Annotated in this window: 12 protein-coding genes; 1 reads left to right on the plus strand and 11 read right to left on the minus strand. The window is 52.9% G+C overall.

Features of this window, described 5'->3' with window-relative positions; translation table 11 throughout:
• Positions 1–2: 2 nt before the first annotated feature.
• Genes wcaE through C2U53_RS26355 form a run of 8 tightly spaced genes read right to left on the minus strand, consistent with a single transcriptional unit; the run spans position 3 to position 8,313 of the window.
• On the minus strand, positions 3–749 hold the full coding sequence (wcaE, locus tag C2U53_RS26320) for a colanic acid biosynthesis glycosyltransferase WcaE (RefSeq protein WP_043000185.1): 747 nt from the start codon (positions 747–749) through the stop codon (positions 3–5).
• Positions 750–762: 13 nt separating this feature from the next.
• The gene (gene wcaD, locus C2U53_RS26325; protein ID WP_043000184.1) at positions 763–1,983 is read right to left on the minus strand and encodes a colanic acid polymerase WcaD; all 1,221 of its coding nucleotides are present in this window, start codon (positions 1,981–1,983) and stop codon (positions 763–765) included.
• A complete protein-coding gene (gene wcaC, locus C2U53_RS26330) occupies positions 1,958–3,175 on the minus strand; it encodes a colanic acid biosynthesis glycosyltransferase WcaC (RefSeq protein ID WP_104446699.1) in 1,218 nt (405 codons plus the stop codon). Before wcaC ends, wcaD begins: the two co-directional genes overlap by 26 nt.
• Positions 3,172–3,660, minus strand: coding sequence for a colanic acid biosynthesis acetyltransferase WcaB (wcaB, locus tag C2U53_RS26335; RefSeq protein WP_104446700.1), 489 nt, complete (start codon positions 3,658–3,660; stop codon positions 3,172–3,174). The genes wcaC and wcaB overlap by 4 nt, the downstream gene beginning before the upstream one ends.
• 2 nt (positions 3,661–3,662) lie before the next feature.
• On the minus strand, positions 3,663–4,505 hold the full coding sequence (wcaA, locus tag C2U53_RS26340) for a colanic acid biosynthesis glycosyltransferase WcaA (protein WP_044258698.1): 843 nt from the start codon (positions 4,503–4,505) through the stop codon (positions 3,663–3,665).
• A gap of 57 nt (positions 4,506–4,562) precedes the next feature.
• Positions 4,563–6,725, minus strand: a complete 2,163-nt coding sequence (gene wzc / locus C2U53_RS26345) for a tyrosine-protein kinase Wzc (protein WP_104446701.1) — start codon at positions 6,723–6,725, stop codon at positions 4,563–4,565.
• Complete coding sequence (wzb, locus tag C2U53_RS26350; protein WP_043000179.1) at positions 6,725–7,171, minus strand: low molecular weight protein-tyrosine-phosphatase Wzb; 447 nt, start codon at positions 7,169–7,171, stop codon at positions 6,725–6,727. The genes wzc and wzb overlap by 1 nt, the downstream gene beginning before the upstream one ends.
• Before the next feature lie 5 nt (positions 7,172–7,176).
• Positions 7,177–8,313 carry a polysaccharide export protein gene (locus C2U53_RS26355; RefSeq protein WP_043000178.1) on the minus strand — a complete coding sequence of 379 codons (1,137 nt, stop codon included), beginning with the start codon at positions 8,311–8,313 and terminating at the stop codon, positions 7,177–7,179.
• Between the two features lie 676 nt (positions 8,314–8,989).
• Here C2U53_RS26355 and C2U53_RS26370 point away from each other — a divergent pair.
• The gene (locus C2U53_RS26370) at positions 8,990–10,573 is read left to right on the plus strand and encodes a TerC family protein (RefSeq protein ID WP_104446702.1); all 1,584 of its coding nucleotides are present in this window, start codon (positions 8,990–8,992) and stop codon (positions 10,571–10,573) included.
• A 110-nt stretch (positions 10,574–10,683) separates the two neighbouring features.
• Here the strand turns inward: C2U53_RS26370 and asmA are convergent, their stop codons facing one another.
• The 3 genes from asmA to udk form a co-directional block, all read right to left on the minus strand.
• On the minus strand, positions 10,684–12,537 hold the full coding sequence (asmA, locus tag C2U53_RS26375) for an outer membrane assembly protein AsmA (RefSeq protein WP_054176022.1): 1,854 nt from the start codon (positions 12,535–12,537) through the stop codon (positions 10,684–10,686).
• 21 nt (positions 12,538–12,558) lie between these two features.
• On the minus strand, positions 12,559–13,140 hold the full coding sequence (gene dcd / locus C2U53_RS26380) for a dCTP deaminase (RefSeq protein ID WP_043000174.1): 582 nt from the start codon (positions 13,138–13,140) through the stop codon (positions 12,559–12,561).
• A gap of 91 nt (positions 13,141–13,231) precedes the next feature.
• Positions 13,232–13,873 carry a uridine kinase gene (gene udk, locus C2U53_RS26385; protein WP_042318055.1) on the minus strand — a complete coding sequence of 214 codons (642 nt, stop codon included), beginning with the start codon at positions 13,871–13,873 and terminating at the stop codon, positions 13,232–13,234.
• Positions 13,874–14,132: the final 259 nt, after the last annotated feature.

Consider the following 14,132-nt stretch of genomic DNA (forward strand, 5'->3'; position numbering starts at 1 on the left):
TTTCAGGCTTTGTTATATAAGGCTTTCGTTTTACCTGTCGTACGTAAGCGTAATAGCTTCGATAATTCAGCCCAAAAACCCGGCACGCGTAATATCTGACGCTGCACTTTTTTGGCGTCTTCGCATAATTCCAGATTATTCGTCGTTGACACACCGCCCATTGAAAATTCAGAGACCAGACCGTCCAGTTTTTTAAAGTCATAACCTTCTTTATACAATCTGGCGGCCAGCGCATAATCCGATGACACTTTATATTGCAGGTCGTAGTGCCAGACTTTTAGTCCCGCCAGCGGGAAAAAGATCGCCTGATGGCTGGCCGGCAGGCTGTGATAGATATACCAACCGGGTTTCGCGCTACGCTTCGTTTTATGACCATCGCCAAAATCGAGCAGCGCATCACCGGTAATCATCACGTCATCTTTTTGTGTCTGTAACTGACGTACAACGTGGGCGACATCCGGATGAAAGATATCGCCGGAGTTAAGGAACAGCGCGAACTTGCCGCGCGCCATTTCAATGCCCTTGTTCATCGCATCATAGATGCCGTTATCCGGTTCGCTGACAAAACGTAAGTGGTAGTTACCGCAGAGGTTTTCCAGAAATTCTTGCGTACCGTCATTTGAACCGCCGTCCACCACGATCCACTCAAAGCGGATGTCGGTCGCCTTCGCCAGATGCGCCAGCGACGCATGGGTTTTGACGATGCCGTCCAGATTGCGAAACGCGACGGTGATAATACTGAGCAGCATAGAATTAACCTCATCATACTTTTGTCATATTCAGCGCCTTGCGCAAAATAAACGGACAAACGATTAAAAATGCATATTCCGGGCTAAATATCGAACCGGTAAAAAACAGTGACACCGGTGTAAAAAGATAAAGTTGCACCCGAAAATTCCGATTATCGCCAAATGCATTTAACGTCATTTTTAAGATTTTCCACATGTACCACAGCGTCATTAACACCGCGAACCAGGAAAAATAAATAATCAGCAGATACAAACCATTGTCTATTGTTTTCCCGACATCTGCACCGTTAAAGATTCCGAATGATGCGACATATTCATAAAGTGAGCCAAATCTGACGACGCCATCGATATGGGTTAAAGAATAACCGACCATCACTAACGGGCCGACAATACGATAATAAGAAGACGACCCTTCCGTTCCTAAATCTCCAAGACGTGTGGAGATATAAGGAAATGCAAATATCACCCCTACTAAAAACACGGCTAATGAGATTATCGCCAGCGGCAGTTTTTTCTTTATCGCATCCTTATTCAGATACTGAAACGCCCATTCCAGCAGGTAAAACAGGATAAATGTCATTACTCCTGAAAACGATCCTGATAATATTATCCCTGCCAGAATCATAGCATCGGTTTTAGGCGTTTTGATACCAAACTGTTTGATGCTGAGCCAAATTGAGATTAAGGCCAGAGCAAAAAATGCCGGTTCGAAATAGAGCGCGGTGGTTCGCTTGCCGCCAAATTTAATAAAATTCAACACATAGCTATTGCTGTAAATAAGGTACTTCGAAATGCTTTCCATCAGGCTACTGCCGCCGGTCAGGATAATTTGCGCCATTTCCGCCGCCGCCAGCACCACCACCAACGCCACTACCAGATAGAAAAAGCGCAGGATCTTACGGTAGTTATGCGGCGAGATGGTTTTGAAGCGAATGCTCCAGACCATACCGATAATGATCACGATATAGACAAACAGCATCGTCGAGGTGACGTATTTGCTGGCGTCCAGTGACTGACCGAACAGATAGTTAAACGCCGTCAGCCCTGCACCAATCCCTAATGCAATCATCAGCTTCTTAATGCTGATTCGTTCAACGTACAGCAGCAATAAAACGGGTAAAAAAGTGACAATAGTGATGGGGAAACTTTCGCCCAGTTGGGCAATTTTGACGTTGACCAGCAGGTAGATCAGCGGCAGCAGCAGATAGCTACAGATTCTGATAGAACGAGACATATTCCTCCAGCATCTGTTGACCACTGTACGCCGCACGACTGCGCTCGCGGAAGGCGCTGAGCGAGGTACCAAAAACCGTCTGCGCGATGTCAGTTTTGTTCATCTGCACCAGTGACAGCACCTCTTCAGCGGCAAACGTTTTTCCGCCCGCCTTGCGCAGCACTTCCTGCGCCGCGTCGCTGTGGGTGGCGATCACCGGCACGCCGATTGACAACGCTTCACATAAAATCAGCGGATAGTTGTCCACGCGGGAGCTGAACACCAGCGCGTCCATCTGGTTGAGCGCGCTCATCAGTTTGCGTTTGTCGGTTTCGAAGCCGTGATTCACCACGTTTGCCCCGTCAAACGGCGAGAATTTGCCAAAGGTATGCAGTTCAACCTTATCGCCCAGCGCTATCATGTCGCGCACCAGACGCTGATTGGTTTTTCCGTCATAGCGCAGGTCATGAGCCACAATCGCAATTTTCGGTTTCCCCGGGGTCTCATTGACCGGAGACAATTCTGCCAGAATCGCTTCGGTCGCCACATCAATCCCATTATTGATAATGCGGCAGCGCCCCGCGCCGTACAGGCTGTTAAACGCATCGGCAACGTGTTGGCTTGGAGAGATAAACTGGCAACCCAGCGCCAGCATCTGGCGGAACAGTTGGCGTTTTCCATCGACCAGGTTATGCGCGCGGTCAACTTTCACCGGCGGATAATTACTCAGCGTCGGGCATTTCTGGCAGCCGGTTTTCCACCCCTCGCAGCCGTCGGTAAAGGCGCAGCGCCCGGTCACACTCCAGTGATCGTGCAGTGTCCAGACCAGCGTGACGTCCGGCTTGTGGTTTTTCACCTTTTCGCAGAACGCTACCACGTCAGCCAGATTCAACCAGTAGCTGTGCAGAACGTGAAAATGCAGCACCAGCGGGCCTGACGTGCGGGTCACGGTACGATAGAGATTGTTCAGATTGCCAAACAGATCGCGATTGAACAGGCGAAACAGGGCGATGTTAGCCACTGACGTCAGACGCGGCGTCTGTTTGATGACATGAGGATAGTGGCTATGGCTGACGCTCTTTTTCCCGCCCTTGCCGTAGCCGTAAATAAATTGCGAAGTCAGCCCTTTTTGCAGTGCGCGCTGATGCAGATCTAATGCCACTCCAGCCGCACCACCTTCCGCCAGTCGCACATTAAATTGCACAATATTCATTTAATTACCTTCACCCGGGCCTTCTCGCCCACCACCAGCGCATTGTCCGGGATGCTGTCGAGCACCACGCTGCCTGCGCCAATCGTCACGTTATTTCCGATGCGGATGTCACCCAGCACGATCACGTTGGCACCCAGTTCCACGCCGTTGCCTATCACCGGACAGGCCTGGCGGTCAGCACCACGATTGCCGATAGTGACGCCATGACGAACCGTGAAATCGTCACCGGCCACCACGTTTTTGTTAATCACCACGGCGTAACCATGATGAATGGTGAAGCGCCGTCCGATGGTGGCCGCCGCCTGGATTTCATAGCCGAACAGGCATTCGGTTATCAGCCGATACAGCACCAGCACCGGCGCGGCCCACAGATTGTTCAGCACGTTTTTTTTGCGCCAGACGGAGCAGAAATGAGCAACCCGGTAGGCCAGCACCATGCAGCACGGGCGTACGCTCCAGCTGTTCGCGCGAATATCTTCCAGCATGCTTAACGTCCTCGCAGCCCGTCAGCCAGACGCTTGCCGTTGCGCAGTGAAAACAGCGTCAGCAACGTGCGCCAGGTCATGCGCTTATTGCGGATCTGGTAGAGCGTAAACAGCTGATATTTCTTACTGGCGCGGTCAAATTTATCTTTGTGCTTGCGGTAAAAATGGAAGTAGCCAGAGAATTTCTTCGGCGACGAGGTGATCTGCATTTCGCCATGATTAACGTGCAGGATCTGCGTCGCCTCCTCCACCTTCCACGGTTCGCCATACTCCACCACCATCCGCAGAAAGATGTCGTAATCCTGCGCGGCTTTCAGTTCGGTATCGAACAGGCACTCTTTAAACCGCCACGCCCAGGTAAAGACCTGATTGCCAATGATGTTGCGTTTATAGAACAGGTGGCGCGAGTAAGGGGATTTCGGATACAGCGGCAGGCTCGCCGGCTGCGAGTAAACTTCGCCTTCGCAGACATAATCGTTGGCGTACAAAAAAGCGTGAGTCACCAGTTGATGTTTATGGGCAAGGAACACGCTCAAACGGTTTGGCGTCCACTCATCATCATCATCAATACCGGTGATGTAATGCCCTTGCGCCTGGACGATGGCCTGATTACGCACCGCGCAGGCGCCAGAGTTGATCTCATTATGGGTGTAACGTACGCGCGGGTCGTTTAATCCCTCAACAAACTGCTGTAGCTGTTCATAAGAGGAAGAGCAATCATCAACAATGATCATCTCCCAGTGGGGATAGTCCTGACGCAGCACCGATTTAATTGCCCGAATGGCGAGCTGCTGCCGGTTCCAGGTTGGCATATAAATGGAGATCAGCGGATTTTCTGTATTCATGCTCTTTTCCCAGGAAGTGATGCCGGAGGGCCCAACGTGTAGGCCACTCACGATTTTTTATTTTGTGTCGGACTTGTATTCGTACTCGTAGTACCCGTAATCCTGATACCCGGTGGCGCGCCGGAAGATGGAGTTGAGGATCACCCCTTTCACCTGAATGCCGTTTTGCTCAAAACGGCTCAGGCTGGTTTCCACCTCTTTCAGGGTATTGACGGCATAGCGAGCGACCATCAACGTCGTGCCTGCGTGACGTCCGACAATCGCGGCGTCGGTGACGGCCAGGATTGGCGGCGTATCGATCAGCACCAGGTCATAGTGGCTACTCGCCCAACGCAGCAGTTCAGCAAAGCGTTCGCTCATCAGCAGCTCAGACGGGTTTGGCGGTACCTGACCGCGCGGTACAAGGTCAAAATTAGGAATGGACGTCGGTTTCGCGCAGGAGGCGATATCCCCTTTGCCGACCAGAATCTCGGACAGACCGTTGACGTTATTGGTGCCGAGCAGTTCGTGGGTATAGCCTTTACGCATATCGCAGTCGATCAGCAGTACACGCTTGTTGGTCTGGCTGATCACCGCCGCAAGGTTGGCGCAGACAAAGGTCTTCCCGATAGACGGGCTAACCCCGGTGAGCATCAGGACATTGTTTTGTGCCTGCATCATGGCGAAGTGGAGGCTGGTGCGCAGGCTGCGCACGGCTTCAATCGCCAGATCGGTCGGGTTACCCACTGCCAGCAGTTGGCTCTGCTTGTAACGCTTAACACCCTTAATGGTCTTGACGCTATCCCGCGCTTTCTGCCATTCCGACAGCGGAATGCTGGCGTATACGCTGATGCCATTCTCTTCCAGCACCTGCGGGCTTTCGATACCGCGGTTGAGCAGTGAACGCAGCAGCACGCCAACGATAGAGAGCATCAGGCCCAGAATGATGCTGCCGAGAATGATCAGCGCTTTCTTCGGCTTCAGCACGCCAGGCTGGGCAATGGCCGGGTCAACGATCCGCACGTCACCCACGGTGCTGGCCTCGGTGATCTTCAGCTCCTGCTGTTTGTTCAGCAATTGCATATAGACCTGCTGACCCGACTCAACGTCACGCGTCAGGCGCACAATCTCCTGCTGCGTTTTCGGCATCGCCGTCACGCGCCCGTTCAGTTTGGCTTTTTCATCTTCCAGCGCCTGACGTTTTTCCAGCAGCGTGCGGTACGCCGGGTGCGCTTTGGTGAAGAGTTTCGATATTTCCGCTTCTTTAAAGGTCAGTTCGTTAAGCTGCGCATCAATGTTAACCATTGAGTCCAGCACGGCTTTCGCTTCCAGCGGCAAATCGACGGAGTCTTTATCCTGACGAAACGCATTGAGTTTATTCTCTGCCACGTCCAGATGCTGGCGCACTTCCGGCAGCTGTTTCGCCAGGAAGGCCAGGCTTTTCGCCGCCTCGGCAGATTTGCGCTCAACGTTCTGTTCCAGATAATTTCGGGTAATGCTGTTGAGAATGTCGCGGATCTGATCGCGGTCTTCGCCAGTAAAGCTCAGGCTGAGCACGCCGGTATCTTTGCCGTTTTCGACTACCGTCAGGTTGTTTTGCAGGTTATTGATCATCCCCAGCGTGGAGAATTTGGTGACAGTAAATTCCGTGTCCGGTCGAGCATGAATTTCACTGACTACTATCGTGACGCCGTCTTTGCTCAGCGTCCGCCCGACCTGTCCGCGCGCGCTGAAGCCGCCGTCGCTGGTCAGTTGGTAGTCTTTGTCACTTAGCACCGTCAGAGTGAAGGTCTGCTCGTTCATCCCTTTCGGCAGGGTAAAGGTGGTGACTTTTGCCGATTCATTCTGTCGCCCCATCAGCCGTTCCCAGCCCGCGCCGAACAGCGGGAAGGTGTTTTTGGTGACCGAAATATCCAGATCCAGATCGTCCACCGTTTTGCCTAATACCAGACGCGACTGGATGAGCTGAATTTCCGCTTCCGAAGCCGGCGGCTTGTTGGATAACGCAGAGCCGATATCCTGCACCAGCGAGTTGCCGGTGTTTTGTTCAATCTGTACCAGCGCATCCGCACTGTAGATAGGCGTGGCGAAGAGTGTGTAAATCACCGCGCATAGCGCAAAGACCGCCGTAATGCCCAGCACCCACCAGCGCGCTTCAATAACGGTTCCCACCAGACGACCGATATCGATCTCATCATTGCCCGTTACCGGTGCGGCAGACTGTTTTACTTTTTCTGTCATTATTTTACCTGCTCTGCGTTCAATGCCTGCGCCCACTGGCGAGCAGACCGTTCAAGTAAGGCGTACACCGCTTCAAACGCCTCACGGCTTTTACGATACGGGTCGGGAATTTCGCGTTCATCGTCCCAGTGCCCGAAAAGCATGACCTTGCCACGCATCTCGGGCGCCAGTTCGTGCAGAGAGGCGATATGTCTTTTTTCCATCGCCAGGATCAGGTCATAGTCCCGGCACAACCGCCCGGTGACCTGACGCGCGCAGTGTCCTTCCAGAGAAAGATCATGACTTGCCGCCACGCTCACCGCTGAAGCGTCAGCGCCTTTTCCCACCAGCGCGCCCAGACCGGCGGATTCCACCGTTATCTGCGGGTGATATTGTTTAAGCAAACGCTCTGCCGTCGGGGAACGGCAAATGTTCCCCACGCAAACCACTAATATTTTGTTAAACATGACGATTACCAGTTATGAAGGTCGCTGGCCGTATCCGTCATGTAACGGACACCGCTGATGGTCGGCAGCAACTGATTGATCAGACGGTTCCAGCGCGCGACCGGTGCGGTGGTGACATATACCACGTCATACGGCTGCAGACGGAATTCCGTCGCCATGACCAGAGAGGTCGCATCAGACATATCGAGCTGATAGATGTTGGCAATCTTGCCGCCAGGGCCTTTGCCTTTCAGCGGACGGATCACGAAGATGCCGCTGGCGTTGGAGGTGGTCAGATCGATGCCTTCGGCGTTACCCAGCGCTTCGGTCAGCGTCATGCCGCTGAAGTCCATTTTGAGGGTGCTCTGTTTTTTCACTTCACCCATCACGAACACTTTCAGGTCGTCATTGCGCGGCACATAGAGAATATCGCCGGGATAAAGCAGACGGTTCTGGCTGAGATCGCCGTTTTGCATCAGTGCCTGCAGTGAAATGCGTTGTTCTTTACCTTTGTGCGTCAGCACCACGTTGCGCCAGTCAGCCACTTCCGTCAGGCCGCCGGCGGCGTTAATGGCGTCCAGCACGGTCAACGGCACGTTGGTGATCGCCTGCTGCCCGGATTTATTCACCTGCCCGGAGATGTAGGCTTTTTGCGAACGGAAAGCGGCGATATTAACGTCCACCTGCGGGTCAGCAATGTACTTCGCTAAGCGCCCGGTAATATCACTACGGATTTCTGCCAGGGTTTTTCCGACCACGCTGACCTTGCCGATGTACGGGTAAAACATGGTGCCATCGGGCTGAACCCAGTTACCGGTATCGCTGGAGCTACGGTATTGGCCCGCAGGCGTAGTGAGTTCCGGGTGATCCCAGACGGTCACGCTCAGCACATCCCCTGCCCCGACACGGTACTCATAGCTGGCGAGCTCCTGGTCCAGCGACATATTCGGCTGGGCGACATTCGGGCGCGGGCGTAATTGTTCTACCAGTCGTGGCGTGAGTGGATACACGTTCACCATCCGGTCGAGATCAAAGTCAGCGTCTTGCTGTTTAATCACGTCTTTGCCCATCGTAGACATATTGCTGCCCGGAAGTACTGTGCAACCGCTTATCAAGGTTACCGACACCAATAATGGCATCAATTTCATTTTGGATTTCATCATTGATTATTTATCACTTTGGCAGAGTAATTATCCTGTGCAATTTAAATAGCGACTTCGCCGTACACATTTACATTGCAGTTAATTGAAAAGAAATTTAACTGGCATCAGTCCTAAAAAAATTGAATTCATCCGTAAGCTATTGACAGAATAATGCAGACTCGTCATCAGGCGTTCAGGCACGCTACCGCCCCTGGCTTTTTAGCTACCAATACACTGATTAGGTTATGTTTTTATAAGCCTTGTTATTTCACTGTTTGTCGTAACAGAGAAAATGTTAAGGCATTCTGAATGTCAGCCATTAATGAACCGGAACCCCACGTAATATATTTACTCGTCCATCATTAACGCTGGAAGAATTGTTACAGCTAACGTAATTGCAGGCAAGGTAACACGCCTGCTATTCTCTGTTTTTAAGATTAATATTAAGCGATATATTGGCCAGATTTTAGGAATTACTTGATGTTGACAGAATCTATTTCCTCTATTCACCCTGCGATATTTCCTAAATAGCTTTTTGCCATATTTAATTATTCCCGACAGAAACTTTATGGTTATTTTCAGCGCAATCAGCAAGGTGAATACATGAGAAATCCCCTCTCGCCATTGCATTTTCCGTCCGCTTTATCCATGATCGAATTGTGACAATTGTCATATAACGAAAGGTATTACATTTACTATGGAATGGATCGCCGATCCGTCAATCTGGGCCGGACTGGTCACGCTGGTCGTGATCGAATTAGTCCTCGGCATTGATAACCTAGTCTTTATTGCCATCCTCGCAGAGAAACTGCCGCCTGCGCAGCGCGACCGTGCGCGCGTGACCGGGCTTATCCTGGCAATGCTGATGCGTCTGCTGCTGCTGGCATCAATCTCGTGGCTGGTCACGCTGACCAAACCGCTGTTTAGCGTGCACGGTCTGAGCTTTAGCGCCCGCGATTTGATCATGTTGTTTGGGGGCTTCTTCCTGCTGTTTAAAGCCACAATGGAGCTGAACGAACGGCTCGAAGGGAAAGACAGCAACAACCCCACTCAGCGTAAAGGGGCGAAATTCTGGGGTGTGGTGGCGCAAATTGTGGTGCTGGATGCCATCTTCTCGCTCGACTCCGTGATCACCGCCGTCGGTATGGTGGATCACCTGGCGGTGATGATGGCGGCGGTGATTATTGCCATCAGCCTGATGCTACTGGCGAGTAAGTCGCTCACCCGCTTTGTGAACAGCCACCCGACCATTGTCATCCTCTGTCTCAGCTTCCTGCTGATGATCGGCTTCAGTCTGGTGGCGGAAGGCTTCGGCTTCCGGATCCCGAAAGGGTATCTGTACGCCGCCATTGGCTTCTCGGTAATGATCGAAGCGTTGAACCAGTTGGCTATCTTTAACCGTCGTCGTTTCCTGTCGGCCAATCACACCCTGCGCCAACGGACGACCGAGGCGGTAATGCGTCTGTTGAGCGGCCAGAAAGAAGAAGCCGAACTGGATGCGGAAACCGCCTCGCTGCTGGTTGACCATGACGACAGCCAGATTTTCAACCCGCAAGAGCGTCGAATGATTGAGCGCGTACTCAACCTCAATCAGCGCACGGTCAGCAGTATTATGACCTCGCGCCATGACATCGAGCATATCGACCTCACCGCCCCGGAAGAAGAGATTCGCTCGCTGCTGGATAAAAACCAGCATACGCGCCTGGTGGTGACCGGTGGTCACGATGAGGAAGATCTGCTGGGCGTGGTGCACGTGATTGACCTGCTGCAGCAGTCGCTGCGCGGTGAACCTCTGAACCTGCGGGTATTGATTCGTCAGCCGCTGGTGTTCCCGGAAACGCTACCTCTGCTTCCGGCGCTGGAACAGTTCCGCAATGCGCGAACGCACTTTGCTTTTGTCGTCGATGAATTCGGCTCAGTGGAAGGGATCGTGACGCTCAGTGACGTCACGGAAACCATTGCCGGTAATCTGCCGAACGAGGCGGAAGAGATAGATGCCCGCCATGACATCCAGAAAAACCCGGACGGCTCATGGGCCGTCAACGGCCACATGCCGCTGGAAGATCTGGTGCAATATGTCCCGCTGCCGCTTGATGAAAAACGGGAATATCACACCATTGCGGGTCTGCTGATGGAAGAATTGCAGCGCGTGCCGAAGCCGGGAGAAGAAGTCCAGGTGGGCGATTTCCTGCTCAAAACGTTGCAGGTGGAAAGCCATCGCGTACAGAAGGTTCAAATTATGCCTTTACGCAATGAGGATGAGATGGATTACGAGGTTTAATATAAAACAATGCCGGGTGACGAATGTGCCGCCCGGCATATGGCCATTATCCGTTTCCAGGCCGGATTAAGACGCGAAGCGTCGCCATCCGGTACACACGCCCTACCGAATCAGAGTTTATCCAGCAGCTTCTTCACATCTTTGCCGTTGCGGGAATCTTTATTTCGCTCCGCCCAGTCGTTCAGACGACGCTTCGCTTCATCCTGCATATGCTTACGCAGTAACTGATCCACCTGCAGATTGTAATTCAGCGCCTGCCAGTTACCGTAAACCCGCAGCGGAACCGGAGTCGCCTTCAGGAAATCGATCAGCTTGCTTTCGCCCTTCCAGCCATCCAGCACCCGCACGTTAAACTGCGTATCACAGGTTTGCCCGACCAGGTCGAGCGTCCCCTGCCCCGTCAGGGACAGCATTGCGGACTCGCCTGCCATGTTATCCAGCGTCAGTTTACCGTGATCCAGCGTCAGGTCCGTGACAAAGCGGGCCAGACGCGTCGCGTTATCAACGCTTTGCATCGACTGTACATCGCCGCCGCTGCGTTCCACGGCCTGCTGAATCAACTGCTGGAAGTTCATGCCCTCCATCCGCGTGTCGCGCATGTCAACATGGGCTTTCCCCTGCCAGCTGTGACGGAATGACTGGGCATCGATATCCGCACCGGAAAAATCTCCCGCCAGCGACATCTTGCCGGTCAGGGCAATCGGATAGTTGAATGCCTTGAGGATCGTACCGATTTCGACGTCGTCCAGACGCGGCTGGAATACCACTTGTGGCGTTTGCGCACGCGTATCCAGCGTCCCCGGCAGCGATATCATCCCGCCATCGAGTTTGCCTTGCAGTTCGGCGATCGTCAGCACATCGGACTGATTCGTCATACGGCTACTGACGTCGGTAAAATTCATCCCACGCCATGTCACGTTATCCGCTTTCAGCGCGATATCGGCACTAAAGCCTTTCAGCCCCTGATAGGCGGGTTCATCCACACGACTTGAAATCACCGGACGCGCCAGCGGCGGCTGACTTCCCCCCTGCGCCACCGCGCCGTTGGCGCTGCTGGCATTTTCGGGCGGCGCTAACAGGTTATCCAGATTCAGGCGGGCAAATTGCAGGTTGACGAGCCATGCCGGTTGTTCCTTCAGCGTCACCTGCACGTTTCCGGTCAGGGCGCTGTCGTTCGCCGTCACATTGAGTTGGCTGAAGGTGAGCGTTTTCTTCTCTTCCTGCCACTGCGCCTGCAGTTGTCCCTGCCCCTGGATGCCCTGTTTCGGCAGATCGGCGCCCTGTAACTGCCAGCTTAACTGTTGAATACCCGCGGTGAAGTTATGCGGATAGTCGGAAGCGTCAACGGTACCGTTGAAAGCAAGGGTAAGGTCGCGCTGGTCGCGATTCACCCGGCCTGAAAATTCGAAGGTGCCGCGATGCTGTGCATCCTGCTCCATTTGCAAACGAATATCGCGAACGGTTACCTGTTCATCATCTTCATGCTGAAAGACCAGTACGCTGTCCGCTACACGCAGGCTGGCGACATCAAACGACCAACCGCGATCTTCAGCAACATCTGGCAAGGTGTTGTCTTTCGGGGCCACCGGGGCGTTTTCACGGCGTACCGCTTCCGTTTGCGGCGTTAGCTGAATCACTGCGCCTTTGAGCATCACCTGTTTGACACTGAGCTGATGGCTCAGCAGCGGCCACAGTGCGACATCCAGACGCATATTATCCGCACGAACCAGGGGTTCAGCGGCCCCTTCTGCCGTTAACACCATACGCCCGGAGAGGATGCTGAGTTGCGGCCAGACGTGCCAGCGCAGTGGGCCGTCCAGTTGCAGTTGATAACCGCTTCGCGCAGCCACCTGTTGCACCATATAAGCGCGGAAATCATTCGGATTGACTAACAATACTAACGCGGAGAAGCCGGCCACCAACACGACCAGCAAAATCATCAGCGTCGTCAGAAATCGTCTCATGCTATCCTCAATGGAGTAGACTCAGTCTTTATCAATCCGGCTGGCGACAGCGCCCTGCTGATCGCGATACTTCGCATCTTCACGACGGTTGTAAGGTCGAAGCGCAGGCCCCGATAGCGGCTCGAAACTCAACGCGCCGATCAGCATCCCTGGGCGCAGAGCCAGCGGCAATTTACCGGAATTATAGAATTCCAGCACGATACAGCCAGACCAGCCCGGATCGATACGGTGCGCGGTCACATGAACCATCAGACCCAGGCGCGCCAGTGAAGAGCGACCGTCCAGCCACCCCACCAGATCCGCCGGCAGGGTCACCGACTCATAGGTCACTGCCAGCGCCAGTTCGCCAGGATGCAGGTAAAATGCATCCCCTTCCGCCAGGACTATCTCATCGCTCATAACGCGATCCAGCGCAGCGCTCACTTCTGCCTTCGGTCCACTTAAATCGATAAAGGCAGCGGTATGTCCACTAAATGTACGAAATTTATTGCCCAGGCGCACATCCACAGTTGCGCCATTAATGCGCTCAACGGGCGGACGCGGGTTGATCGACAAACGGCCTTCATCAAGCCAGGCTTCAATATCTCGGTCACACAGACGCATGGCACTTTCTCCTTTCGTGCATCGGGCGCTTAACGCATTGTGCATTAAGGGCAAACCAGGTTATCACTGAACGGTACACAATTCGCCGGGCTTATTCAAAGAACTGACTGATTTTCGCTTTCAGAATATCAATGGCGATGCGATTTTTCCCACCGCGCGGCACGATAATATCGGCGTATTGTTTAGACGGTTCAATAAATTGCAGGAACATCGGACGCACGGTCTTCTGATACTGCGCCATGACGGAATCCATTGAACGACCGCGTTCGTTAACATCACGCTTGATACGGCGCATCAGGCAGATATCCAGCGGGGTATCGACAAAAATAGAGAAGTTCATCTCTTCGCGTAAACGCGCGTCGGTCAGCAGCAAAATCCCTTCAAGAATGATGACTTTCTTTGGCTCAACACGAACCGTCTCTTTCATGCGGGTGTGTTCGACGTAGCTGTATACCGGTAGTTCGATCGCCGAACCCCGTTTGAGGGCCTGCAGGTGCTGAAACAGGAGGCTGTGATCCATCGCATTCGGATGGTCGTAGTTAGTTTTAACGCGTTCTTCCATCGACAGATGGCTTTGATCTTTGTAATAGCTGTCTTCGGGAATAACGCCGATATGTTCGTCACCGACTTGTTCACGCAACTCGCGATAAAGGGTACTGGCAATAAGACTCTTGCCGGAAGCCGATGCGCCAGCAATACCGATAATGACGCACTGATGGGACTGATCAGTCATAAATTTAGCGACCTGAATAACCTGGTTAGGAAGGACGACGCCGCATGGGCGTCAAACGCGGCAATTATAGGGATTTCGGGCGTGCGATACCAGTCGAGATAGCAGAGAGTGTATTTCGCGCCCAACGTTTCCCTGTCGCAAATTTATTTGTTCAGATTTAGAGCACCCCGCGGAATTAACCCGGTTTCGCAGTAATTAATCGCCATATAATGTCAAATAATGAGCAACCGGGATATAAATTGTAAATTGTTTGTACTAG

It is taken from the genome of Citrobacter sp. CFNIH10 (genome assembly GCF_002934585.1).
Taxonomy (GTDB): domain Bacteria; phylum Pseudomonadota; class Gammaproteobacteria; order Enterobacterales; family Enterobacteriaceae; genus Citrobacter_A; species Citrobacter_A amalonaticus.